At 38.1% G+C, this 24,591-nt stretch carries 33 protein-coding genes; 3 read left to right on the forward strand and 30 right to left on the reverse strand.

Annotated elements, in window-relative coordinates:
- Positions 1-352: 352 nt before the first annotated feature.
- The 5 genes from ligD to RCC89_18925 form a co-directional block, all read right to left on the reverse strand.
- Positions 353-2,965, reverse strand: a complete 2,613-nt coding sequence (gene ligD / locus RCC89_18905; protein WMJ75216.1) for a DNA ligase D — start codon at positions 2,963-2,965, stop codon at positions 353-355.
- An 18-nt stretch (positions 2,966-2,983) separates the two neighbouring features.
- The gene (locus tag RCC89_18910; GenBank protein ID WMJ75217.1) at positions 2,984-3,808 is read right to left on the reverse strand and encodes a Ku protein; all 825 of its coding nucleotides are present in this window, start codon (positions 3,806-3,808) and stop codon (positions 2,984-2,986) included.
- Positions 3,809-4,094: 286 nt separating this feature from the next.
- Entirely contained in the window at positions 4,095-4,289 is a 195-nt protein-coding gene (locus tag RCC89_18915; protein WMJ75218.1) for a hypothetical protein, read from the reverse strand.
- Positions 4,290-4,396: 107 nt separating this feature from the next.
- Positions 4,397-4,933 (reverse strand): DUF4468 domain-containing protein, encoded by a 537-nt coding sequence (locus tag RCC89_18920; GenBank protein WMJ75219.1) that lies wholly within the window; start codon positions 4,931-4,933, stop codon positions 4,397-4,399.
- Positions 4,934-5,060: 127 nt separating this feature from the next.
- Positions 5,061-7,394, reverse strand: a complete 2,334-nt coding sequence (locus tag RCC89_18925; protein WMJ75220.1) for a glycoside hydrolase family 3 N-terminal domain-containing protein — start codon at positions 7,392-7,394, stop codon at positions 5,061-5,063.
- Positions 7,395-7,567: 173 nt separating this feature from the next.
- On the opposite strand from RCC89_18925, the gene RCC89_18930 reads away from it, so the two are divergent.
- From RCC89_18930 to RCC89_18940, 3 genes are all read left to right on the forward strand, one after another.
- Positions 7,568-8,272, forward strand: coding sequence for an NUDIX domain-containing protein (locus tag RCC89_18930; GenBank protein WMJ75221.1), 705 nt, complete (start codon positions 7,568-7,570; stop codon positions 8,270-8,272).
- A gap of 373 nt (positions 8,273-8,645) precedes the next feature.
- Positions 8,646-9,020, forward strand: coding sequence for a sensory rhodopsin transducer (locus tag RCC89_18935; GenBank protein WMJ75222.1), 375 nt, complete (start codon positions 8,646-8,648; stop codon positions 9,018-9,020).
- Between the two features lie 19 nt (positions 9,021-9,039).
- Entirely contained in the window at positions 9,040-10,665 is a 1,626-nt protein-coding gene (locus RCC89_18940; protein WMJ75223.1) for an alpha-amylase family protein, read from the forward strand.
- Between the two features lie 255 nt (positions 10,666-10,920).
- Here the strand turns inward: RCC89_18940 and RCC89_18945 are convergent, their stop codons facing one another.
- From RCC89_18945 to rpmC, 25 genes are all read right to left on the reverse strand, one after another.
- A complete protein-coding gene (locus tag RCC89_18945) occupies positions 10,921-11,250 on the reverse strand; it encodes a hypothetical protein (protein WMJ75224.1) in 330 nt (109 codons plus the stop codon).
- Between the two features lie 97 nt (positions 11,251-11,347).
- Complete coding sequence (locus RCC89_18950; protein ID WMJ75225.1) at positions 11,348-11,665, reverse strand: septum formation initiator family protein; 318 nt, start codon at positions 11,663-11,665, stop codon at positions 11,348-11,350.
- A 267-nt stretch (positions 11,666-11,932) separates the two neighbouring features.
- Positions 11,933-13,216 carry a phosphopyruvate hydratase gene (eno, locus tag RCC89_18955; protein WMJ75226.1) on the reverse strand — a complete coding sequence of 428 codons (1,284 nt, stop codon included), beginning with the start codon at positions 13,214-13,216 and terminating at the stop codon, positions 11,933-11,935.
- 27 nt (positions 13,217-13,243) lie between these two features.
- On the reverse strand, positions 13,244-14,341 hold the full coding sequence (gene carA / locus RCC89_18960) for a glutamine-hydrolyzing carbamoyl-phosphate synthase small subunit (protein WMJ75675.1): 1,098 nt from the start codon (positions 14,339-14,341) through the stop codon (positions 13,244-13,246).
- A gap of 88 nt (positions 14,342-14,429) precedes the next feature.
- Complete coding sequence (rplQ, locus tag RCC89_18965) at positions 14,430-14,990, reverse strand: 50S ribosomal protein L17 (protein WMJ75227.1); 561 nt, start codon at positions 14,988-14,990, stop codon at positions 14,430-14,432.
- Positions 14,991-14,995: 5 nt separating this feature from the next.
- Positions 14,996-15,985 (reverse strand): DNA-directed RNA polymerase subunit alpha, encoded by a 990-nt coding sequence (locus tag RCC89_18970; protein WMJ75228.1) that lies wholly within the window; start codon positions 15,983-15,985, stop codon positions 14,996-14,998.
- A gap of 37 nt (positions 15,986-16,022) precedes the next feature.
- Positions 16,023-16,628, reverse strand: a complete 606-nt coding sequence (rpsD, locus tag RCC89_18975; protein WMJ75229.1) for a 30S ribosomal protein S4 — start codon at positions 16,626-16,628, stop codon at positions 16,023-16,025.
- Between the two features lie 36 nt (positions 16,629-16,664).
- A complete protein-coding gene (gene rpsK / locus RCC89_18980) occupies positions 16,665-17,066 on the reverse strand; it encodes a 30S ribosomal protein S11 (GenBank protein WMJ75230.1) in 402 nt (133 codons plus the stop codon).
- Positions 17,067-17,077: 11 nt separating this feature from the next.
- The gene (gene rpsM, locus RCC89_18985) at positions 17,078-17,455 is read right to left on the reverse strand and encodes a 30S ribosomal protein S13 (protein ID WMJ75231.1); all 378 of its coding nucleotides are present in this window, start codon (positions 17,453-17,455) and stop codon (positions 17,078-17,080) included.
- Positions 17,456-17,461: 6 nt separating this feature from the next.
- Positions 17,462-17,578: a 50S ribosomal protein L36 gene (gene rpmJ, locus RCC89_18990; protein WMJ75232.1), complete on the reverse strand. Its 117-nt coding sequence runs from the start codon at positions 17,576-17,578 to the stop codon at positions 17,462-17,464.
- Positions 17,579-17,585: 7 nt separating this feature from the next.
- Positions 17,586-17,804 carry a translation initiation factor IF-1 gene (infA, locus tag RCC89_18995; GenBank protein WMJ75233.1) on the reverse strand — a complete coding sequence of 73 codons (219 nt, stop codon included), beginning with the start codon at positions 17,802-17,804 and terminating at the stop codon, positions 17,586-17,588.
- A complete protein-coding gene (gene map / locus RCC89_19000; protein ID WMJ75234.1) occupies positions 17,804-18,580 on the reverse strand; it encodes a type I methionyl aminopeptidase in 777 nt (258 codons plus the stop codon). The genes infA and map overlap by 1 nt, the downstream gene beginning before the upstream one ends.
- Positions 18,580-19,911, reverse strand: coding sequence for a preprotein translocase subunit SecY (secY, locus tag RCC89_19005; protein ID WMJ75235.1), 1,332 nt, complete (start codon positions 19,909-19,911; stop codon positions 18,580-18,582). The genes map and secY overlap by 1 nt, the downstream gene beginning before the upstream one ends.
- 3 nt (positions 19,912-19,914) lie before the next feature.
- On the reverse strand, positions 19,915-20,361 hold the full coding sequence (gene rplO / locus RCC89_19010) for a 50S ribosomal protein L15 (GenBank protein WMJ75236.1): 447 nt from the start codon (positions 20,359-20,361) through the stop codon (positions 19,915-19,917).
- Between the two features lie 50 nt (positions 20,362-20,411).
- Complete coding sequence (gene rpmD / locus RCC89_19015; protein WMJ75676.1) at positions 20,412-20,591, reverse strand: 50S ribosomal protein L30; 180 nt, start codon at positions 20,589-20,591, stop codon at positions 20,412-20,414.
- A gap of 4 nt (positions 20,592-20,595) precedes the next feature.
- A complete protein-coding gene (rpsE, locus tag RCC89_19020) occupies positions 20,596-21,114 on the reverse strand; it encodes a 30S ribosomal protein S5 (GenBank protein WMJ75237.1) in 519 nt (172 codons plus the stop codon).
- A gap of 5 nt (positions 21,115-21,119) precedes the next feature.
- The gene (gene rplR / locus RCC89_19025) at positions 21,120-21,470 is read right to left on the reverse strand and encodes a 50S ribosomal protein L18 (protein ID WMJ75238.1); all 351 of its coding nucleotides are present in this window, start codon (positions 21,468-21,470) and stop codon (positions 21,120-21,122) included.
- Positions 21,471-21,478: 8 nt separating this feature from the next.
- Positions 21,479-22,033, reverse strand: coding sequence for a 50S ribosomal protein L6 (gene rplF / locus RCC89_19030; protein ID WMJ75239.1), 555 nt, complete (start codon positions 22,031-22,033; stop codon positions 21,479-21,481).
- Between the two features lie 13 nt (positions 22,034-22,046).
- A complete protein-coding gene (gene rpsH / locus RCC89_19035) occupies positions 22,047-22,442 on the reverse strand; it encodes a 30S ribosomal protein S8 (protein ID WMJ75240.1) in 396 nt (131 codons plus the stop codon).
- Between the two features lie 134 nt (positions 22,443-22,576).
- Positions 22,577-22,846, reverse strand: a complete 270-nt coding sequence (gene rpsN / locus RCC89_19040) for a 30S ribosomal protein S14 (GenBank protein WMJ75241.1) — start codon at positions 22,844-22,846, stop codon at positions 22,577-22,579.
- A 24-nt stretch (positions 22,847-22,870) separates the two neighbouring features.
- Positions 22,871-23,425 carry a 50S ribosomal protein L5 gene (gene rplE / locus RCC89_19045; GenBank protein ID WMJ75242.1) on the reverse strand — a complete coding sequence of 185 codons (555 nt, stop codon included), beginning with the start codon at positions 23,423-23,425 and terminating at the stop codon, positions 22,871-22,873.
- Positions 23,418-23,753, reverse strand: a complete 336-nt coding sequence (rplX, locus tag RCC89_19050) for a 50S ribosomal protein L24 (protein ID WMJ75243.1) — start codon at positions 23,751-23,753, stop codon at positions 23,418-23,420. Before rplX ends, rplE begins: the two co-directional genes overlap by 8 nt.
- 2 nt (positions 23,754-23,755) lie before the next feature.
- Positions 23,756-24,124: a 50S ribosomal protein L14 gene (gene rplN / locus RCC89_19055; GenBank protein WMJ75244.1), complete on the reverse strand. Its 369-nt coding sequence runs from the start codon at positions 24,122-24,124 to the stop codon at positions 23,756-23,758.
- 1 nt (position 24,125) lies between these two features.
- On the reverse strand, positions 24,126-24,383 hold the full coding sequence (rpsQ, locus tag RCC89_19060; GenBank protein ID WMJ75245.1) for a 30S ribosomal protein S17: 258 nt from the start codon (positions 24,381-24,383) through the stop codon (positions 24,126-24,128).
- 12 nt (positions 24,384-24,395) lie between these two features.
- The gene (rpmC, locus tag RCC89_19065; GenBank protein ID WMJ75246.1) at positions 24,396-24,590 is read right to left on the reverse strand and encodes a 50S ribosomal protein L29; all 195 of its coding nucleotides are present in this window, start codon (positions 24,588-24,590) and stop codon (positions 24,396-24,398) included.
- Position 24,591 lies beyond the last annotated feature (1 nt).

Below are 24,591 nucleotides of genomic sequence, written 5' to 3' on the forward strand. Positions count from 1 at the left end.
AGTTTTTTTGTAGGATAAAATGCTTTAAGCTGCCTTTCTAAAATGGCGATATGTGCCATTGTTAGAAAACAAGGTGGCCATTGATGAAATTGCGTTAAGAACTTTATAAGCATGAAACGGCCAAAAAATTTGCTGTTTGAGCCCGACGCAAGGAGGGTGAGTTTCATCCCGATAGCTATCGGGATAGCGTAATGGTTATAAAGTTTAGCAAATTTCAGGGCCTTGACTTTTTTGCTTACTTTTTTTGTCTAAGAAAAAAAGTAAGGCCCTGCCGGCGAGGCAAAAAGTAACTTAGCGAGCCTAAGTAAGCTAATAACACATAAGATATCTAAGTGGGCAACCCTAATTTTTTTTATTTAATGCGTGCCAAAATCTCTGCAAGGTCATTTTCCATAGACAATATTGGCCGAAACAAATCTCCTTTTTCCTTTATCCTAGAAAAGATATTTTTCATGGTAAATTGAGCAGGCGACAACCCGGGCTTTAACTCTTCCCAGGCCAACGGTGTAGATACCGTAGCACCAGGGCGGGGCCTTACACAATAAGGTGCCGCTAAAGTCTGTCCTTTTCTGTTTTGAAGAAAATCGAGATAAATTTTATTTCGTCTTTTAGAAGGACTTCGTTCCAAGCTTGTAAACTTAGGTACCAGTTCATGTACATAGGTAGCGAGAAGATGGGCAAAATCTTTCCCCTGGTCATAATCGTATTTTGCTCCTAGTGGTATGTAAATATGCAACCCACGAGAACCTGAAGTTTTACATACCCCCTGTATGCCTCCCTGATCCAATACTTTTTTTACAGCCAAAGCAGTTTCTATCACTTGCTCAAAAGGCACATCCTGCGGATCTAAATCTATCACTATATAATCAGGATACTCCAAGCTATTTAACCTACTGCTCCAAGGGTTTATTTCTATACAGCCAAGGTTTGCCATATAAACCAAAGAAGCTACATTTTGGCAAAACATAAAATTAATTTCTCCTTGGTTGTGCTCAGAAAATATACCTTTTGTATAGATCCAATCAGGTGTAGAAGCTGGCATATTCTTTTGAAAAAAACCTTTACTATTCACCCCGTTTGGGTTTCGTTTCAAAGACTGAGGCCGGTCTATCAAATAAGGCAGAATAACTGGCGCTATATGAAAGTAATATTCCAGCAGCTCTCCTTTAGTATAACCTTCATCAGGCCAATAAACCTTTTGAAGGTTAGTTACTTTCTGCTGCTGACCATCTATCTCAACAATACCTTCATTCCCGTTTTTGAAAAGTTGCTTAAATGGCAAATCAACTTTTCCTCGCCGAGCCATAGGAGGGCGCAGTTGGGTCTTTTCTTCTGTTTTACGTTCTGCCGTTTTAAGCACTTTTGCAACAGGCTTTTCTTTTTCCATAACGACATCTTCAACCGGCTTATCCTCGCGCATGCCTAAAAAGATAGGCTGACGCAACAGTCCTTCTGAAGTCCACTCCTGAAACTTCACTTCACAAACCTTTTCAGGCACTACCCATTGCACTTTCTGATTAAGCTTGGGAACATTTTTCAAGGGTGTTGTATCTGAAAAAAGCGGTTCCAAATCTTGGTACACCTCCTTCAACAACCGTTCATCAAAACCGCCCCCTACCCTTCCAATATACCTTAAGTCATTACCTTCATACAGCCCTAACAAAAGCGCACCAAAATGTTTCCTACCACCTTTAGGTTCTGTAATACCTACTATAACAGCTTCTTGCCTACGTTGAGTTTTTATCTTAAGCCATTCACGGCTTCTAGTGCCAGTTTGGTAAACACCCGCTTTCCTTTTGGCAATAATACCTTCCAGCTCGTTTTTTTCTACCAGTTCAAAAAAACGTTTACCTTCCCGCTCTACATGCCCGTTGTATCGAATGATACCATTATCGTCAGGCAGAATTTTTTCTAATATTTTTTTTCGCTCCGATAAGGTTAATGAAGTGAGATTGTACCCCTCCAGATAAAGGATATCAAACACATAGTAAACTATATTTCCTTCTTGAGTTCTTTTATAGTTTTGTATAATATCAAACCTTGCACTTCCTTTCTCGTCAACCGCAACCACCTCACCATCAAAAACCGCTTTAACTCCCATTTTTTTCAGAGCATCTACGATTTTTGGAAAGTGATCATTAAAAGCTTTCCCATTGCGACTATATAAGTATACTTTATCATAAACCACTTCAGCTACAGCCCTATAGCCATCCCATTTTATTTCATAAAGCCATTCATCAGAATCAAAAGGCTCATCCAGCAAAGTAGCCAACATAGGCTTCACATTAGTAGGCATCGTACCTTTCAAGGAATCATCAAAAGAGTTGGTCAATTCATTTTTACCACCATACCATACCTGGCCTTCCCTTTCGGCTTCTTCCGCTATTTCATCTAATGTCCTACCGGTTTTAACAGAATAGTCCCATTCACGAATATCCTCTTCTGTAGCAAACTCATCCCTTTTCTTAATCAAAAGCCACTCATTTCCTTTTTCGCCCCGACTGCTTTTTACCAAAGCGAACTCCCCCTTAATTTTCTCGCCATAGAAGACGACCTTTAGGTTTCCATCCTCAAGCATTTGTCTGACAGTAGCCTCTGTGACAGTAGCCTCTGTCTGCTTGCGCCCATCTACTTCTTTTACAGCATAAGAACCTTCATCCCATACCATTACCGTACCTGCTCCATAGTTTCCTTTGGGGATTATACCCTCAAAATCTCGATACTCTAAGGGATGATCTTCTACCATCATTGCCAACCTTTTATCTGCTGGACGCATTGATGGCCCTTTGGGTACAGCCCAACTTACCATTACCCCATCCAGCTCTAAGCGCAAGTCATAGTGTAACCTCCTAGCGTGGTGCTTCTGAACCGTAAACTTCAATCCACCACTACTCCGCCCTTTAGCACCTGATGGTTCAGGCGTTTTAGTGAAGTCCCTTTTCTCTGCATACTTCTTCAGCGTCATAAGCCCTAGTTTTCAGTACTATTTCTTAACTTTTTTCTTAGCAGAGGTTTTACGTTTTGCAGGTGGACGATCAGTTGATTTGCCTGCTTCTAAACTCGCCCGTAACGTATCCAACAAATTATCTGCCTTAACAGAAACTTTTTCCTCTTTACGTTCTGCAACTTCTTCTCCCCTTGCTTTTGCATCAAGGATCTCACGAAGTTCTTCAGAATAGGTATCACGGAACTGCTGTGGATCAAAATCATCTGTCAGCTGGTTTATCAGCATTTCAGCCATTTCCAGTTCTTTGTCATTGACCACATCATGCTCAGGCAAATTTAACTCATTGGGATCACGTACTTCATCGGCATATCTAAGAATGCTTAACACCAATACTTTGTCCACTGGCTTTATCACAGCAATATGCTCCTTGTTTCGCAATACAAATGAAGCGATTCCAACTTTATTGCTTTTAGCCAATGCCTCTCTTAGCAAAGCATAAGGTTTTGAAGCTGTCTTGTCAGGTTCTAAATAATATGGTTTATCAAAAAAAATGGGATCAATTTCCTCTTCGAAAATAAACTGCTGTATGTCTACAGACTTGGTTTTTTCAGGACTCACCTTCTCCAAGTCTTCCTCGCTTACAATTAGATATTGCCCTTTGGCATACTCATAACCTTTAACAATATCATTGGCCTGTAGTTCTTCACCATCAGCCGATGAGACCTTCTTATACCGAACAGGCGCATGGTCTTTGGCAGAAAGCTGCCTAAAACTTAGCGAAGTATCCCCTACGGCACTATATAGCTTAATTGGAATATTGACAAGGCCAAAACTAATGGCTCCAGACCAGATTGATCGCATTTCCCCTCCTTTCACATTTTCTTCCCTCTGAAGTAAAAACAATAAAAAAAAGAGAAAAGTTAATCAGCAACACACAACAGCTCCGGTGTAAGCAGAAAGCTAATTTCTAGATGTCACTTATACGACAGATTTTAAAATAACAATAAATCAGCACTTATGGGTCGCAAAACATAACAGCGTTATAGTTAACAGACAAATACGATCGAAGCGACTGATTTGAAATTCCTAGTCCATATTATACACCTCAGCAAAAAAAGAGGCAGAACAATATGCCCTGCCTCTTTTTTCACCACCCTGCCTGGGTTATAAATTCTGGGTTAAAGCTAAGTTTTAAGCTTCCGTCCCAATTCCATTTCACACAATTAAACAGCCGATTTACAACTGCATCTCCCATACGGAACATTTCACACAACTTCCCTTCCTGATTAATCCATATCGCTGAAAGTTCGGGAGACGATTTATTACCACGATTACGATCCATAATTACTTCCTCCCTACCATCAAAACAAAGGACACTTTAGAAAAGTGTCCCTGTGGCAATACAACCGTAATGTTAAAGTTTTTTAGACTACGTCAGTTCAATAGATCCTACCAGTCATCTTTATCAGCAGCAGGAGCCTTAGCCATTGCCGCCTTTAAGTTTTCAATAATACCTTCAACTTCCTTTTTAGTCTCTTTTTTGATTGTTGACCAACCACTTTCTGTAAGTGTATACTTACCACATTCTGGGAGTTTGCTTTCTAACTTTCCTCCACTTGCTTTAGGAGAAGAATGCTCAAAATCTGTAATTTCATACTTATACCTTCCATCCTTCACCATTATACTTAACGTATAGCTTACGGTTCCGTCATGCATCATCCCTCTCATCGGGCTTGGGTACTTAACACCAAACTTCCCCTTAGTTTTAAAGATCCCTTCAGCCTCATCATCTTTTAATATGTCTTCCTTTTTAGAACTACCTACATTTCTTGCCTTAGTGAAAAGGTCTTTCTGGTTATTATTATCTACCGGAACCACTTCAGAAAACATAACTTTCCCAGTTTCTTCGTCTATAGGTAAAACACCCTGAGCTATGGCAAACTTACCTACCATAATCATCAAAAAGAACAACATAACTTTTTTCATAACGCCTTTTGTTTGTTTAAAGAAATAAATATAGTTAAATAATTTATGAAAATAATATCATTTACATCGAAAAGTAAGTGTTTCCACTGTAAAAACCAAACCAGTTATCTCACACTACTGCTTAACACTAAGGAGCTAACACTTCAAATGTGGCAGTGAGCAAATTTGTACTAGAATTTCCAATCATAACTTCAAACTCACCGGGTTCTACTTCAAAATTCATCTCCAAGTTATAAAAAGCCAACTTTTCAGGAGTGATATAAAAAGATACGTTCTTTTTTTCCCCTGGTTCCAAAGAGATTCTCTGAAAATCTTTTAATTCAAGGACTGGACGTGTTACAGAACTTACAACATCTCTTATGTATAACTGTATGACCTCATCCCCTGCCAGATAGCCTGTATTGACAACATCCACAGATACATGTAAACTATCTCCTGAATGAATTTTATCCACTTTCGTTTTCAAGTTACTGATATCAAAAGATGTATAACTTAGCCCATGCCCAAAAGGGTAAAGAGGTGAAACATCCTCAAATAAATATCCCCTCCGCGCGGTAGGTTTATAGTTGTAATATGCAGGAACATGTCCCACAGAACGGGGAATTGAAATAGCAAGCTTTCCGCCTGGATTGTAATCACCAAACAGAACATCAGCCACTGCATACCCTGTTTCCTGTCCCAAATACCAAGCCTCAAAAATAACAGGAGCATGTTCTGCCAAATAATTTATACTCAAAGGCCGACCGTTAAAAAGAAAAGTATAAACTGGCTTACCCGTTTCTAGAACCGCTTTAATAAGTTCTTCCTGAAGCCCGACCATTTCCAAGCTATTCCTATCGCCCATGTGACTATCATCCCATGCTTCCCTAGAAGTTAGTTCATTTCCGCCCACGCAAAGTACAACCGCATCTGCCTGTTGAGCGATCTTTACAGCCTCTTTAATCTTCTTTCTATCTTCTGCGGCATCGCTAAGATGCACAGGGGCTTCATACCAGTTTCCATCTTCTGTAATCTTACATCCTTCACTGTATAAAACTTCAATGTCTTTCCCTACTTTTTCCTGAATCCCTTGAAGTATGCTAATAAATTGTTTTGGCTTATCACTATATCCACCGCACAAAACTTTATCAGCATTAGGGCCTATCACAGCAAGCTTTTTTATACTGTTTCTGTCAATAGGGGCAAGGTTGTTTTCATTCTTCAACAAAACAATTGACCGCTTAGCAGCCTCCAATGCCAACTTGCGGTTATCCTCACAACCAGTAAATTCCTCTGCGGCATCAGGTTCAACATAAGGATTTTCAAAAAGGCCTAGTTCAAACTTGAGTTTCAGAACTCTTAAAACAGCAGCATCAATAAACTTCAGAAGTTCCGGGTTCTCTTTCACGGCTTCTGCAAGTTTATTATAACAAGAAGGATTGGGCAACTCCATATCCACTCCGGCACGCAAAGCGTTAATGGCAGCACTTTTTTTATCTCCTACTACCTTATGCCTCGTCATAAGCTCCTCTATGGCATAATAATCAGAAACGACGGTACCATCAAAGCCCCACTCTCCCCGTAGCACATCTTTCAAGAGCCAATGGTTAACATGAGAAGGAATGCCATCAATTTCATTATAAGAAGCCATAATGCTTCGTACCCCACCCTCTTCCACACACACTTTAAAAGGTAAAAGGTGCACTTCCCTAAGAACCCTTTCAGATATATTCGCAGGGGCACAGTTTGTACCAGACTCCGGCTCACCATGTGCGGCAAAGTGCTTCAAAGTAGCCAACACACTTTCCTTCCCAATATTTTTCTCTCGCCCCTGAAAACCTATGACAGATGCCAAGCCCATTCTACTTACCAAATAAGGATCCTCTCCAAAAGTTTCCTCTACCCTTCCCCATCTCGGATCTCTTGCTATATCCACAACAGGCGTCAGAGCTTGGTGCCCTCCCCTTAAACGTACCTCTTTGGCAGTCATTCGGTAAAGCGACTCAACCAGCTCAGGATCAAAAGTGCCTGCCAAAGCTATTGGGTGAGGAAAGCTGGTACCGTCAGGTGCTGCATGACCATGTAAACACTCTTCATGGAAAATAACAGGTATGCCCAATCGGGTATTTTCAGTAAAAAACTTTTGTGCCTTATTAGTAAACTCTGCCATCTGCCGGGCATTTTTCTTTTCCGACGGACGGGCTATCTGTCCTATGCTGTGGCCGCCAAAGTACTTTATTGCCCCTTCTTCATTAAAGCTACCGTCTTCATGCAGCATATTGACCTTGTCCTGCCAAATACATGTAAGTTGGGCAACTTTTTCTTCGATAGTCATTTCCTGCAACAAAGCCTCTGCGCGCACCTCTGCCGGCAAATTTGCATCTTTATAATCTGCAATACCCTTCTTATCACTACAAGCCAATAAGGCTGTGCTAAAGACCACATAAAACAACCTAAAAGACCACCTTCGATTCTTATTCATTATTATCCTTCAAAAAAGACATGGACATAAAAGTACTATAGTAAAAAGTATACTTATCAAAAATATTGTAAAAAAGTGTCCTTTTTGTTCTAAACCATTTAAGCGAACGCAAACCCCACAATATTCAAATTGTGCAATTCTAACATTTTTTTGCTATATTAGAGTCTTTTTTAATGAAAAGTTATAATAGCAAAGTGACTGAAGAAGGAATAATACCATCGCTCTCCATCGATTGTGTAATCTTTGGTTTTGAGAATGCAGAGTTAAAAGTATTACTAATTAGGAGAGCCCAAGAACCTGAATTTGGCAAATGGGCACTTCCTGGCGGGTTTGTATTAGAGGATGAAGACTTAGACCAGTCGGCCAGGAGAATCTTGGAGGAACTTACTGGCGTATCCAATCTTTATATGGAACAGGTACATACCTTTGGAGAGCTAAAGCGTTTCCCACTGCGCCGGGTTATTACCATTGCCTATTATGCATTAGTTAAACCTGAAGCTTATCAACTAAAACCTGGCCCTTTGGCCACAGAAGTAAAGTGGTGCAATATCAACACACTACCTGAACTACCTTTTGACCATAAAGATATTTTTGACACTTCACTGCAAAAACTCAGAAGAAAAGTCCGGTACGAGCCTATAGGCTTTGAGCTATTACCTGAAAAATTTACCTTAACGGAAATTCAACAGCTATACGAAGCCACACTTTTAAAAAAGTTGGACAAAAGGAATTTCAGAAAAAAGCTCCTAAAAATGAACTTGCTCCTGCCTCTAGATGAAATACAACAGAATGTTGCACATAGAGCGGCAAGATTGTATAGCTTTGACCCTGCCATTTACCATTCACTGAAAGAAAAAGGCTTCCATTTCGAAATTTAGTCTTTAACCCCTAATTGCGCCAAGAGGTGCCATCATAAGGGGCTAATACAAATATTTAGCCCACTTGTGTTGCAGAGCATAGCTGTGGTTATGATGAACCTGAAATATGCATTAGAACTTTCTATTGCGTGGCAAAATAACTTCAAATCAGACTTCGCTCGTATTTGGTTTTTAACCATAGAACCACTATGCTTTGCATACCAAATACGCTGATTTTTATTCTTTTGCCCCTCACAACGAAATCTAATGCATAAGGCAAGCAAATAACTGATTCAATTCTGCTTTGCAAAAAAAGAAGTGGCTATAATTTGGGTTCAAGCTTAAACATACACACGTACAATCAGTTTTTTCTAAAAAAAACAACTTTGATTGTATGAAACAGACAATAGGAAAAACACATTGGGCAATAGCGGAAGGCTATATTCCTGGTGACAGCACTGGCCCAGAACCCCAAATGGAAAGTCATGAAACTGCATGTATTTTAAATGCAAGTGAGAAGGATGCCCAAGTACAGGTATTCATTTATTTTGAAGACCGAGAACCTGCCGGCCCTTACAAAATCAACGTTCCTGCCCAAAGGACAAGACACATCAGGTTTAATGAACTAGAGACCCCAGAACCTGTTCCAAGAGACACAGACTATGCGAGTGTAATCTTGTCAGATGTTCCAATAGTGGTACAGCACACTAGATTAGACTCCAGACAATCAGAAAATGCTTTGTTGACCACCATGGCCTACGCACAATAAAAAACGGATAGGGTAAAATATGAAGAACTGGTATAAAAATGCTATTATATACAGGTTAGATGTTGAATCCTTTTATGATGCAAATGGAGATGGAATAGGCGATTTTCAAGGACTCAAGCAAAAACTTCATTATTTGGCAGGTCTAGGCATTGACTGTATTTGGATCCTGCCATTTTACCCTACGCCAAACAGAGACAATGGCTATGATGTTAAAGATTATTTTAACATTGATCCAAGGCTAGGAAACCTAGGCGACTTTGTAGATTTTGTCCATCAAGCAAAAGCATTTGGAATCAAAGTGATTATTGACCTGGTAGTAAACCACACATCGATAGAGCATCCCTGGTTCCAAGAAAGCCGAAAAAGCCCCGATTCTCCATATCGGGATTATTATATTTGGGTCAAAGAACCTAAAAGTGAAAAGAAGGAGCGGGTTGTCTTCAACGGGATAGAACATAGCGTTTGGGAATACGACGAAATGGCTGACGCCTATTACCTCCACCACTTTTTCAAGGAACAACCAGACCTAAACATTGACAACCCTACAGTACAAGCAGAAATCCTTAAAATTATGGGCTTTTGGCTTGAGCTAGGTATTTCAGGGTTTAGAATAGATGCAGCACATATTCTGACAGAAACAATAGAGCAAGTCCATGAGGATAAAGATAACCTGCACCACATTCTAAATATTTTTAGAGATTTTCAGAAAGGGAGAAATGCAGAAGCTGTTCTTATAGGAGAGGCTAATGTTGAATATGATAAGCTTAAGGAATACTTTGGCCAGAAAGACAGGCTCCATTTGCTTTTCAATTTTATGGTAAATAAAAATATGTTCTTGTCCCTGGCCAGAAAAGATGCGTCTCCCCTGTATAAAACATATAAAGAAATCTGTAATATTGAACCAGCCGAATGGGTAAACTTTATTCGTCACCACGATGAGCTAAACTTAGAATACCTAACCGAAGAAGAACGGAATGAGGTTTTTGAAACCTTTGCTCCACAAGAGGAAATGCGGATATTTGGTCATGGTATACGCAGAAGGTTTCCTCCAATGGTTAACGGTGACCGCAAAAGAATAGAAATGTTCTATAGTTTGCTGTTTAGTTTGCAGGGCATACCGATGATAAGCTATGGCGAAGAGTTGGGCATGGGAGATAACCTAGCCCTTTCAGGCCGAACAAGTGTACGAACGCCTATGCAATGGTCCAATGCAAAAAATGGAGGCTTTTCAAAGGCAGAAACCAATAAACTTGTATGCCCTTTAGTCACCGAAGGTGCTTTTAGCTACCATAAAATCAATGTACTCCAACAAATGAGCGAACCCGATTCCCTGATGCATTGGATGGAGAACCTAATCAGGGTAAGAAAAAAATGTCCTGAAATAGGCAATGGAAACTGGAAGACCTTAACAACCAATAACGCACAAGTGTTTGCCTGTGAAGCAGAATGGCAGGATCAAAAATTGCTTTGCCTACATAATTTTGGTGAGGCAAAAGCTGAGGTAAAAATAAAAACACCATACCTAAAAAACGCTCAACTTGTAAATATTTTTGGAGACCGGGTTTACAAAACAGAAGACAGCCAAGAAGTATTCTCAATTGAAGGATATGGGTACAGGTGGATAAAAGTGTTTCAGAAGGCCTAAAATCAAGTTTTCTTATGGAACCTCCGTAGATGTAGTGGCAAACTACATCGCACCACTAAACCTACAGCAACCATTAAACTTTATTGCTGAATAAGAAATAACCTGAAATATGTAATAGAAATTTCTTTTATTGCATATTTCAGGTTAAAAAGACTTTACAAACTACTTGGGTTGGAAACGTAGGGCAGACTGACCGTTCTTTTAAATTTTGAAGTTACAGTGTCGAAGTCAGACCACTAAATCCCCCCTGTTGAATCAAATATTATATTCCTTTTTAGATTTAAAAGGTGAAGGGCCAAAACGACTTGTATTTCTTTTGACCTCTTTTTTTCTTCCTCTGAAATACTTTCTTTTGTTTTTTTTCTTTAGCCTTTTAGCTTTTCGCTTATGCTTGCGAAGTAAACGCTGCTCTTTCCGCTCAAGCTTCCTTTTATTTCTCTCGGCTTTCCTTTTTTGGCGATCTCCTGGATCAACTTCAACTTTTTCGCTAGTATGGTAACTATAAACGTCAGCTACCCTAGCATCACTAGCAGAAAAGCTAAGCCCTCCTGCTATCAAAAGGACTCCACATACCAACTTCCTCATATCTTTCACATTTCCTTTATATAATTAACTACTAAACCTACAAGAGGTTATTAGCCAATTATAAAGACATTATCAACAAAGCGTCGTAAACAACAGCTTACTCTTCTACAATTATAAAAACATCTTCATTTTCTTTTTTCATACGATAATTTTCACGAGCAAATTTTTCAAGACGAGAAGGGTCAGAAAACAGTGCAGCCTGTTCATCTTTCACTTCTTCAATTTTAGACTCGTAATAAGCTTTTTCCTTTTTCATTTCCCGTAGATTTTTACTAGTACGGTATTGACTAATAAAATCATTGGAATCGAAAAAAAGCATCCATACAAAAAAAGAAAGGGCAAACATTATATAGAAATTCTTAAACCCGTTAATTACAACAGGTTGGTACTTTTTATAAAGTTGTGAGAAATTCATAAGCGAATAATATTTAAGCCCAATTTACCTGAATTATGCGATAGACTTCGTCAAAAGAACAAAATAACAATAAATCAGCACATTTGGGTCGCATAGCATAGCAGCACTATGGTTAAGACACAAATGTGAGCGAAGCGACTGAATTGAAGTTATTTTTCTACGCAATAGAAGGTTCTATAGCATATTTCAGGTTATATAAAGTTATAAAATAATAGCGCATAAAAAAAGCCCCATACAGGGGCTTTTTTTACTTATTGAAGGATAATATTATTTACGGAAGTTTTTACCTAGGAAAATAGCCGCATCTTCCAACTCTTCTTCTATCCTTAATAACTGGTTGTACTTAGCCATTCTATCAGAACGAGAGCAAGAACCAGTTTTAATCTGACCTGTATTAAGCGCTACTGCTAAATCAGCAATAGTAGTATCTTCTGTTTCACCAGAACGGTGAGACATAACACTTGTATAACTGTTTTTCTTAGCAAGGTTAACTGCATTAATAGTTTCAGACAAAGAACCAATTTGGTTAACTTTTATAAGAATAGAGTTAGCGATATTTTGGTCTATTCCTTTTTGCAATCTATTAACATTAGTAACAAAAAGGTCATCTCCTACAAGTTGAACTTTGTCTCCTACTAACTCAGTAAGCTCTTTCCAGCCATCCCAGTCATCCTCATCCATGCCATCTTCAATAGAAATAATAGGATACTTATCAACCCATTCTTTCCAGAAGTTAGCCATTTCCGAAGAAGTAAGCTTATCACCAGTTGATTTCTTTAAGTGGTAAAGTTTAGTTTCAGGATCATAGAATTCAGAAGTAGCTGCATCCATAGCAATGAATATATCTTCTCCAGGTCTGTAACCTGCAGATTCAATTGCCTGAAGGATAGTTTGAAGTGCTTCGTCGTTAGAAGGGATATTAGGGGCAAAACCACCTTCATCACCTACGTTAGTAGACATTCCTTTAGATTTAAGCACTTTAGCCAAATGATGGAATACTTCTGAGCCCATCTTCATTGCTTCTCTGAAAGAAGAAGCACCAGTAGGCATAATCATAAACTCCTGAAAGTCGATTGAGTTATCAGCGTGGCTACCACCATTCATGATGTTCATCATAGGTACAGGAAGCGTATTGGCGCTAACACCACCGATGTAACGATACAAAGGAATACCAGTTTCTTCCGCCGCAGCTTTAGCGATAGCTAAAGAAACACCTAAGATGGCATTTGCACCTAAATTACCTTTGTTCTCAGACCCGTCTAGGTCGATCATCATCTTGTCAAGCAAATTTTGCTCGAAGATGGACATACCAATAAGTTCAGGGGCAATTTTGTCATTAACATTCTGTATTGCTTTCAACACAGATTTACCCATATAAGCAGACTTATCGCCGTCACGAAGTTCTACAGCTTCATGTTTTCCGGTAGAAGCACCAGAAGGGACAGCAGCCCTTCCTAAAATACCAGTTTCGGTATAAACATCTACTTCAACAGTAGGATTACCTCTAGAGTCAAAAATCTGACGGGCTTTGATTTCTTCAATGTAGCTCATTGTTTTCTTTGGTTATATAAAAAATTCTTATTTAAGCAGTGAAACAAAATCATCAAAAAGATACCTCGAATCGTGAGGGCCTGGAGAAGATTCTGGGTGATACTGTACAGAGAATGCTTTTTTGTTTTTCAAACGTATACCTTCAACTGTATTGTCATTCAAGTTAATATGTGTCACCTCCACATCAGGGTTTTTCTTTACATCATCCAAGTTAACGCTAAAACCGTGATTTTGCGAAGTAACTTCACATTTTCCTGTAATAAGGTTCTTTACAGGATGGTTAAGTCCTCTGTGGCCATGGTGCATTTTAAAAGTAGTAATTCCATTCGCTTCTGCCAAGACTTGATGCCCTAGGCAAATTCCAAATAAAGGGGTTTCAACCTTTAAAATATCTTTAACAGTATTAATAGCATATTTAGTGGCAGCAGGGTCGCCAGGTCCATTAGAAATAAAATAACCACTAGGGTTCCAAGCTTGCATTTCCTCAAAAGAAGTATTTCCTGGAAAAACTTTACAATAACAACCTCTCTCTATAAAGTTTTTCAATATACTTTTTTTAATACCCAAGTCCAAAACCGCAATTCTATAAGGGGAGTTTGGATCGCCAAAATAATAAGGTTCATTAGTGAAAACTTTAGAGGAGAGTTCAAGTCCTTTCATAGAAGGCGTTTTGTTGACTGTCTCTCTAAGTTTATCAACATCAGCAACTTCAGAAGATATGACAGCATTCATCCCCCCCTTACTACGGATATATCTAACTAGTTGACGTGTATCAACATTAGCAATACCTACTATATTTTGATTTTCGAAATATTCCTGGAGAGAAGAATCAGCAATTTTTCGAGAATAAAGTTCGGAAAAAGACTTGCAAACTAAACCACTGAACTTAACAGAATCAGACTCCTGCTCTTCATTCATGACACCGTAGTTACCTATATGGGTAGTGGTATTAACAATGATTTGACCAAAGTATGAAGGATCCGTATATATCTCCTGGTAACCAGTCATACCAGTGTTAAAACAAATTTCACCGGTAGTTGTTCCTACTTTCCCAACAGCAGTACCTTTAAACAATGTGCCATCCTCAAGCATAAGGTAGGCCTCTCGGCGACTTTGATTTTCCATCATAACTACTTTTTACAAAATAAAAAAAGGATATGACAAAAGTCAAATCCTTTTTAATCCTAATAAACAATATATATTGTATATATAGTTATTCTTTTTCAGAGCCTTCAGTATTAGAAGATTTAGACTCAGCAGAAGCTGGTTTTTCAACATCTTTACTTTTAGCTTTTGGTTCAGATGAAGACGCAGCGGAAGTTTCTTTAGCTTCAGCAGATCCAGAAGATTTTCTTCTACGGCTTCTACGAGTTTTAGCTTTTCCAGCCTCTTTTCCTGCTCCACGACTATAAAGATCATTATAGTCTACAAGCTCTATAAGGCACATTTCTGCGTTGTCACCAAGTCTGGCACCCGTTTTAATAATTCTGGTATACCCTCCTTGTCTTTCGGCGATTTTCTGAGATACCTGGTCAAAAAGTTCGCGAACAGACTCTTTGTCTTGCAGGTAAGAAAAAACCGTTCTTCTTGAATGTGTAGAATCAGTCTTTGCTTTAGTTAAAAGAGGCTCTACATACTTCCTCAACTCTTTAGCTTTAGCAACAGTCGTTGAGATTCTTTTGTGCAAAATCAAAGAAGAAGCCATATTTGAAAGCAACGCTCTTCTATGCGAAGCGGTTCTTCCTAAGTGGTTAAATTTCTTTCCGTGTCTCATTATTGTTAATCCTCATCAAGTTTATATTTCGACAGGTCCATTCCGAAATGAAGGTTCTTGTCTGCAATTAGCTGTTCAAGCTCCGCAAGAGATTTCTTTCCGAAATTACGGAACTTCATCATGTCCTGAAGATTCAATTTTGCAAGGTCGCCAAGCGTTTTAATATCTGCAGCTTTAAGACAGTTGTATGCTCTTACAGAAAGATCAAGGTCGTTGAGAGAAGTCTTCAATAACTTACGCATGTGAAGATACTCTTCATCTACAGTTTCTTGCTCTTCTGGCTTAGCGGTTTCAAATGTCATATTCTGATCAGAGAACAGCATAAAATGCTTGATCAAAATATTGGCAGCACCTTTCAATGCATCTTCTGGATGTATTGATCCGTCGGTTTGTATTTCTAATAAAAGTTTTTCGTAGTCAGTTTTTTGCTCTACCCTAGTATTCTCTACGCTATATTTTACATTCTTAATAGGAGTAAAAATAGCGTCAATAGGAATATATCCAAAAACCTGCTCACTAGGTTTATTTTCCTCTGCCGGAACATATCCTCTACCCTTTTCTAAGTTTAGCTCTACATCAATATTGACCGATGAGTCAAGATGACAAATAACAAAGTCAGGATTAAGAACTTTATAACCAGTAGTGAATTTTTCAATATCACCAGCTTTAAAAACTTCTTGTTTTTTAAGAGAAACAACGATTTTATTTTCGTTGGCCTCAGATATTTTTTTGAATCTCACCATTTTAAGGTTCAAGATGATTTCTGTAACATCTTCTTTAACCCCTTCGATAGATGAAAATTCATGGAGAACACCCGGAATTTTAATGCCGGTAATAGCATGTCCTTCCAGAGAAGAAAGTAAAATTCTTCTTAAAGCATTACCAATGGTGACACCATACCCCTTCTCTAGTGGTTTGAATTCAAACAGACCATGGAAATCGTCTGCTTTTTCCATAACCACTTTTTCAGGCATTTGAAATGCTAATATAGACATAGGTAATCAGTTTAAAAGATTTCCGGAAAAAAATTAATTATTTCGAATAAAGCTCGACAATCAATTGTTCCTGAATTTTTTCAGGAATTTCATCTCTCTGAGGGTAAGATACATACTTGCCCGCCATAGAGCCTTGATCCCATTCGAACCAGCTGAACTTCTTGGCACCTCTTCCAGAAAGACTGTCTGTAATAGCCTCAAGAGACTTGGACTTTTCTCTTACTGAAACAATGTCACCAGGAACCAGTGTATAAGAAGGAATATTAACTATTTCTCCATTCACTTTGATATGCTTATGAAGAACAAGTTGTCTGGCTGCCCTTCTTGTTGGAGCAATCCCTAATCTATATACTGCATTATCCAATCTTGACTCAAGATACTTCAAAAGGTTTTCACCAGTGATACCTTCTCTTCTCGCTGCTTTGTCAAAGAGATTGGCGAACTGTTTTTCCAACAGCCCATAAATATACTTTACTTTTTGCTTCTCAGCCAATTGAACAGCGTATTCAGATTGTTTTCTTCTACGCCCTCTGCCATGCATACCCGGACCATAAGGCTTTTTCTGCAAAGCTTTATTTGATCCGAAAATAGGCTCATTATATTTTCTGGAAACTTTCGTTTTTGGTCCTCTAAATCTAGCCATTGTAATATTTATATAATCTGTAAAAGTTATAGAAGTTTATACCCTCCTTCTCTTTGGAGGTCTGCAACCATTATGCGGAAGAGGAGTTACATCTTTGATCATGGTAACTTCTATACCTGAATTCTGTAAAGTTCTGATAGCAGATTCCCTTCCGGAACCAGGTCCTTTAACAAAAACCTCTACTTTTCTTAACCCAAGATCATAAGCGGTCTGTGCACAATTCTGAGCAGCAACTTGAGCTGCATAAGGAGTATTCTTTTTTGACCCCCTGAAACCCATTTTTCCGGCAGAAGCCCATGATATAACCTGACCTGAACTATTGGTCAAAGATATGATGATATTATTAAATGTAGATTTAATATGTGCTTGACCCATAGGTTCAACCACTACCACACGCTTCTTAGCCTTATCTTTTCTCTTACTTGCTTGTTGAGCCATAACCTTAATTATTATTTAGTAGCTTTCTTCTTGTTAGCAACAGTTTTACGCTTACCTTTTCTGGTCCTACAGTTATTCTTAGTACGCTGACCTCTTACTGGCAGCCCTTTTCTATGCCTAAGGCCTCTGTAACAACCAATATCAAGCAAACGCTTAATACTTAATTGCACCTCAGACTTAAGAACACCTTCAACTTTGAATTCCTGACTGATGATATTACGTATAGCAATAGACTCTTCTTCTGTCCATTCGCTAACTTTCTTGTTCCAGTCTATGGAAGCCTTTGTAAGGATTTGTTGTGCGGATCTGCGCCCGATTCCAAATATGTATGTAAGCGAAACCTCACCGCGCTTGTTGTCGGGAATATCTACCCCAGCAATTCTAGCCATAGCGTATTAACCTTGTCTTTGTTTAAACCTTGGATTCTTTTTATTGATGACGTAAATTTTGCCATTACGTCTTATGACTTTACAGTCAACACTTCTCTTCTTAACAGATGCTTTAACTTTCATTACTGTTTTATTTATATCTGTATACTATTCTTCCTTTAGTTAGATCATATGGAGACATTTCAAGCTTGATCCTGTCCCCAGGCAAAATTTTAATATAGTTCATCCTCATTTTACCGGAAATGTGCGCTATAACTTGATGTCCATTCTCAAGTTCCACTCTAAACATTGCATTGGATAATGCTTCTATGATAGTTCCGTCTTGTTCTATTGATGACTGTTTTGCCATTAATTTCTCCCTATTATTTCTTCTATATAATCAAAAGTTGTCAAAACTTCTGCTTCATTCTTACGTACAACTACAGTATGTTCAAAATGTGCAGAAGGTTTTCTATCACTTGTTCTGATGGTCCAACCGTCTTGTTCCTGAACTATGTTCTTTTTGCCTAAATTAACCATCGGCTCTATAGCAAGAACCAAACCTTCCTGCAATTTAAAACCTTTTCCCCTCTTTCCATAATTTGGCACCTCAGGTGACTCATGTAAAGATCTCCCTAGGCCATGCCCAACAAGCTCCCTAACTACAGTATACCCTTTATTTTCCACATAATTTTGAACTGCAAAGCCAATATCTCCTATCCTATTACCAACTACAGCCTGTTCAATAGCTAAATAGAGCGATTCTTTCGTAGCACGCAATAAGGCTTTTACTTCTTCGTCGACATTACCTACAGTATATGTATATGCACTGTCACTATGAAATCCATTTAAGAATACACCACAGTCGATTGATATAATATCACCTTCTTTTAAGGTATAATCTCCTGGGATTCCATGAACAACGACTTCATTTACTGAAATACATAATGAACCAGGGAAACCATTATAACCTTTGAAGGAAGGTTTTCCACCTTGGCTTAAGATAAAATCGTAAGCACATTTATCAAGTTCATTTGTAGTAATGCCAGGTTTAATTAACTTGGCAACTTCAGCGTGCGCTTTACCTAAAACTTGAGCACTTTGCCGTATTAGATCAATTTCTTCTTCTGTCTTATAAAAGATCATTAGGACGCAGCTGCAATATTGTTAGATGATCTGCCTTTCAAGCGGCCAGATTTCATCATTCCTTCATAATTTCTCATCAACAGATAGCTATCTATTTGCTGAATAGTATCAAGAATAACACTTACCATGATAAGCAAGGATGTTCCTCCGTAAAAATACGAAAATTCTCTGGTAATACCAGTTACTGCTGCAATAGCTGGTAATATGGCAACTACCGCAAGGAATACAGAACCAGGCAAAGTTATTTTTGATAAAACACTGTCAATAAACTCAGATGTAGCTTTTCCTGGTTTTACACCTGGAACAAATCCCCCATTTCTCTTCAGGTCATCCGCAATTTGATTTGGATTAACCGTTAGGGCGGTGTAGAAGAAAGTGAACAATATAATCAATATGGCAAACACCACATTATATTGCCACGAAGTAAAGTCTGCAAATGTAGCTCCGATAGATCCAGCCAAGTCACTAGTGTCTGCCCATATAGAAGCTATCATAGCTGGGAGGAACATAATAGATTGAGCAAATATAATTGGCATAACACCTGCTGCAATAACCTTTAAAGGTATATACTGTCTTTGACCACCGTATACTTTATTTCCAACCACCTGCTTTGCATATTGAACAGGAATCTTTCTTATCGCTTGCGTGAGCATAACAACGCCCATGATAACAAAGAACAAGGCAACCATTTCAATTAAGAAAATGAAAGCACCTGATAGTTCTCTTGCTAATGCTTCAATTATAATGGCTTGAGGAAATCTAGATATAATACCGATCATAATTAGCATAGAAATACCATTTCCTATCCCTCTGTCAGTAATTTTCTCTCCCAACCACATGGTGAAAATTGTACCTGAAACAAGCACAATTAACCTGGTAGCGTTCATTAAGACCGTATCACCTCCAGGATATAACATATCTGGTGTAACAGTAGCAGAAAGATAGCCAATTCCTTGAGCCAAACAGATTGCTACAGTTAGTACCCTGGTAATTTGATTAATTTTTTTTCTACCAGAATCCCCTTCCTTTTGCATTTTCTGAAATGTAGGAACTGCAAAAGTTAAGAGCTGCATAACAATAGATGCAGATATATATGGCATGATACCTAATCCAAAGACAGAAACATTACTAAATGCTCCTCCTAATAAAGTATCAAAGAGACCAAGAATATTATTATCCTGTGCTGCTCCGACTGTATCAGGGTTAACACCGGGTAATACTACAAAAGACCCGAGACGAAAGATTACCAAATACCCGAGTGTATTCAATATTCTTATTCTCAGATCTTCTATAGAGAAGATATCACGTATGGTCTGAATAAATTTTTTCATCAATTAAAGAGTAACTGCTTTCCCGCCTGCTTTTTCAATAGCTTTAACAGCAGAAGAAGAAAACGCATGAACTTTTACTTCCAGTTTTTTAGTAATCTCTCCTCTTCCTAACACCTTGACTTTGTCATTTTTTGACATTAGTCCATTGTTGACAAGAACATCAACATCAATAGTATCAACTGATGCTTTTTCAGCTAAATTTTGAAGTGCATCTAGGTTGATTGCTTTATATTCTACTCTATTTGGGCTTTTGAATCCAAACTTAGGTATACGTCTTTGAAGAGGCATCTGACCACCTTCAAAACCACCTTTTACAGAGTAACCAGATCTAGATTTAGCACCTTTATGACCTCTAGTAGAAGTTCCTCCTCTGCCAGAACCAGGACCACGTCCTATTCTTTTTTTATTTTTAACAGACCCAGCTGCTGGTTTTAATGAACTAAGATTCATAATATTTTTTCCTTTAAAAAAGTTTCAAAGAGTAATATCACTGCGCCGTATTAGGCGTTGTTAACTGCAACTAAATGATGCACTTTGTTGATCATGCCTTGGATTTGAGGAGTTAACTCCACCTGGACACTTTTATTGATTCTTCCAAGTCCAAGAGCCTTGATAGTACGTTTCTGAACCTCTGGTCTGTCAATTGTACTTTTAATCTGGGTAATTTTTACTTTTGCCATTTGATTATCCATTAAAAACTTTTGACAAAGAAACTCCCCTTTGTTCAGCAACTACGTGTGGAGCTCTCATTTTAACTAAGGCATTAAATGTAGCCTTAACAACATTGTGCGGGTTAGATGACCCTTTTGATTTAGCTAAAACATCCTTAACACCTGCACTTTCAAGTACCGCACGCATAGCACCTCCTGCTATAACACCAGTACCTGGAGAGGCTGGCTTTAAAAGAACAAAACCGCCACTATATTTACCAAGAACTTCATGTGGGATGGTACCTTTTAATACTGGTACTTTTATAAGGTTCTTTTTGGCATCATCTATACCTTTAGTAATAGCATCAGTAACTTCATTGGCTTTACCAAGTCCATAACCTACAACACCATTGTTGTCTCCAACAACCACGATAGCTGAAAAACTAAATCTTCTACCACCTTTAACTACTTTTGCTACACGCTGAATAGATACAACCCTTTCTTTAAGGTCTATTTCGCTAGCTTTTACTGATCTGATATTCACTTGAGACATAATATTTAGAATTTAAGACCACCCTCTCTGGCGCCATCTGCCAATGCTTTTACCCTACCATGATATAGGTAACCTCCTCTGTCAAATATTACTTCAGAGATACCATTACTAACCGCTTTCTCAGCAAGAAGTTGTCCAACACCTTTACTTAATTCAACTTTAGTGCCTTTTGAATTAGATAATTCTGATACAGAGGCGCTTACAAGTGTATGTCCTTTAAGATCGTCAATAATTTGGGCATAAATACCTTTATTGCTCCTGTATACTGATAATCTAGGCTTATTTCCAGTACCAGAAACTTTCTTTCTGATACTCCTACGGATTTTTAATCTTCTTAAATCTTTTTGTGATGCCATTACTTTAGTTATTTAGCAGCAGTTTTACCAGCTTTTCTTCTAACATTTTCTCCAACAAACCTAATACCTTTACCTTTGTAAGGCTCAACCCTACGTAATGATTTTATTTTGGAAGAAACATGACCAAGCAACTGTTTGTCAATAGCTTCTAGTGTTATAATAGGGTTCTTACCTTTCTCAGTAACAGCTGTAGCTTTAACATCAGGAGGTAAAGCCATAAATATACTGTGTGAGTACCCTAAGCTAAGCTCTAAAACACCTCCATTAACCGTAGCTTTATATCCAACACCGACAAGCTCTAACTGGGTTTTGTACCCCTCGTTTACACCTGTTACCATGTTGTTGATTAATGATCTATATAGACCGTGAAGTGCTTTATGACGCTTTTGTTCAGTTGGTCTTTTAACAAGAACTTCTTGATCAACTACTTCTAAGGTGATATCAGCATCCATGTCAAGTGTTAGGCTTCCCTTCGGGCCTTTCACCTCAACTTTATTATCCGCATCTACAGTAAGCTCTACTTTTGCAGGAAGAACAATTGGTTTTTTTCCTATACGTGACATAACTCAAATAAACTTAATAGACGTAACATAACACTTCACCACCTATGTTCATTTGCCTTGCTTCCTTGTCGGTGATAATTCCTTTAGAAGTAGACAAAATAGCAACACCGAGGCCATTTAAAACCCTAGGCATATCTTCTGCAGAAGTATATTTCCTAAGACCTGGAGTACTAACCCTTTCAAGACTAACAATAGCTGATTGTTTAGTCCTTGGATTATACTTTAATGCTATTTTTATCGTACCTTGGACAGATGAATCTTCAAATTTATAGCTTTGAATATATCCTTTGTCATATAGTACCTTTACGATTTCTTTCTTTATGTTAGAAGCAGGCACTTCAAGAATACGATGATGAGCACTTATAGCATTCCGTATCCTGGTCAACAAATCTGCAATTGGATCAGTCATTATCTCAATTAATTAAAACTGCTTTTCTTGTATTATCTTAATTATATAAATTATTCTCAAAAAGAATAAGCCCCGAAACAGGGCTGCAAACCTACGTATTATTTTTTGAAAATAAAACTTTAAGGAGAAAAAATTTACCAGCTTGCTTTTGTAACACCTGGAATTTTTCCTGCGGAAGCCATTTCTCTAAAAGTTACTCTGGAAATACCAAACTTTCTCATATATCCCTTAGGTCTTCCAGTTATCTTACATCTGTTATGCAATCTAACTGGAGATGCATTTTTGGGAAGCTTGTCAAGGCCACGATAGTCACCTGCAGCTTTCAATGCAGCTCTTTTCTCTGCATATTTAGCAACAAGTTTTGCTCTTTTTCTTTCTCTAGCTTTTACTGATTCTTTAGCCATTGTATAAGTACAAGTTTAATTCAATTATTTTTTTCCAGATGCAAAAGGCATACCTAATGATTTAAGAAGCTCAAAGCTTTCTTCATCAGTAGTTGCTGTCGTTACAAAAGTAATATCCATACCAGATATTTTTGCTACTTTGTCAATACTGATTTCAGGGAATATAATCTGCTCCTTTACGCCTAAGGTATAGTTTCCTCTACCATCAAAACCTTTGTCGTTAACACCTCTAAAGTCCCTTACCCTTGGTAGCGCTACAGTCATTAAACGGTCGATAAATTCATACATGATCTCGCCACGTAAAGTAACTTTTGCTCCAATAGGCATATTCTCTCTTAACTTAAAGTTTGAGATCGCCTTCTTAGACTTAGTTGCTACAGCTTTTTGACCAGCGATCAATGAAAGCTCATCTACCCCAATGTCGACTAATTTTTTGTCGGCAACAGCAGCACCGATACCTTTATTAATAACCACCTTAGTGATTTTTGGTACCTGCATAATTGACTTATACTGAAACTTTTCTTTCAGCTGAGGGACAATTTCTTTTACGTATTTATCTTTTAACCTCGGATTAGCCATTGTTTATGATCTCCCCAGTTTTTTTAGAATACCTTTGTAACTTATTATTTTTATCCAGTTTTCTTCCAACTCTGGTAGGTTCGTTGGTGGCCGGATCGATAAGCATTAGATTGCTTATGTGAACTGGTGCTTCTTTTTTAACAATACCGCCATTAGGGTTAGAAGCATCAGGCTTGACATGCTTGGAAACAATATTCACTCCTTCTACAATAGCTTTGTTATCTTTTGGAAGGATAACTTTTACTATACCAGTATTATTTTTGTTGTCTCCGGTAAGTACTTTAACAGTATCACCTCTTTTTATATGAAACTTATTTTGCTTTTTCATAATTATAAAACTTCAGGTGCCAATGAAACTATTTTCATAAATTGTTTTTCCCTAAGTTCTCTGGCAACCGGTCCGAAAATACGAGTACCCCTAGGCTCATCGTTATTATTAAGCAGAACAACCGCATTATCAGCGAAACGTATATAAGAGCCATCCAGCCTTCTAACTTCTTTCTTGGTCCTTACAATAACAGCTCTGGATACAGTTCCTTTTTTAAGACTACTTGAACTAAGAGCTGACTTTACCGTAACCACAACTTTATCGCCAATACTGGCATATTTTTTCTTGGTACCACCCAATACTCTAATCACGAGTACTTCTTTGGCACCACTATTATCTGCGACGTTAAGTCTTGATTCTTGCTGTATCATATTACTTGGCTCTTTCGATAATTTCTACTAATCTCCAACGCTTCATTTTACTCAGCGGGCGCGTTTCCATGATTTTAACGGTATCACCGATACCACACTCATTTTTCTCATCATGCGCCGTAAGCTTGGTAGTCCTGGTAACGAATTTACCATACATAGGGTGTTTTACCTTTCTAACTACAGCTACAGTAATAGACTTAGACATTTTATTACTAGTAACTTTCCCTATTCTTTCTTTTCTAAGATTCCTGGTCACCATTGGATAATAATATTATGAATTTATTTCTTTGGCTCTAATTTCCGTTTTATAGCGGGCAATCAGTTTCCTTGACTGCTTGAGCTTCATAGGATTTTCTATTGGAGAAATAGCATGAGCAAACTTCAGCTTAACAAGTGACTCTTGTTCCTCTGCCAATTTTTCTTTTAAATCCTCTATACTTAAAGATTTTATCTCTGAATTTTTCATG

This window comes from Cytophagaceae bacterium ABcell3, assembly GCA_030913385.1.
Taxonomy (GTDB): domain Bacteria; phylum Bacteroidota; class Bacteroidia; order Cytophagales; family Cytophagaceae; genus ABcell3.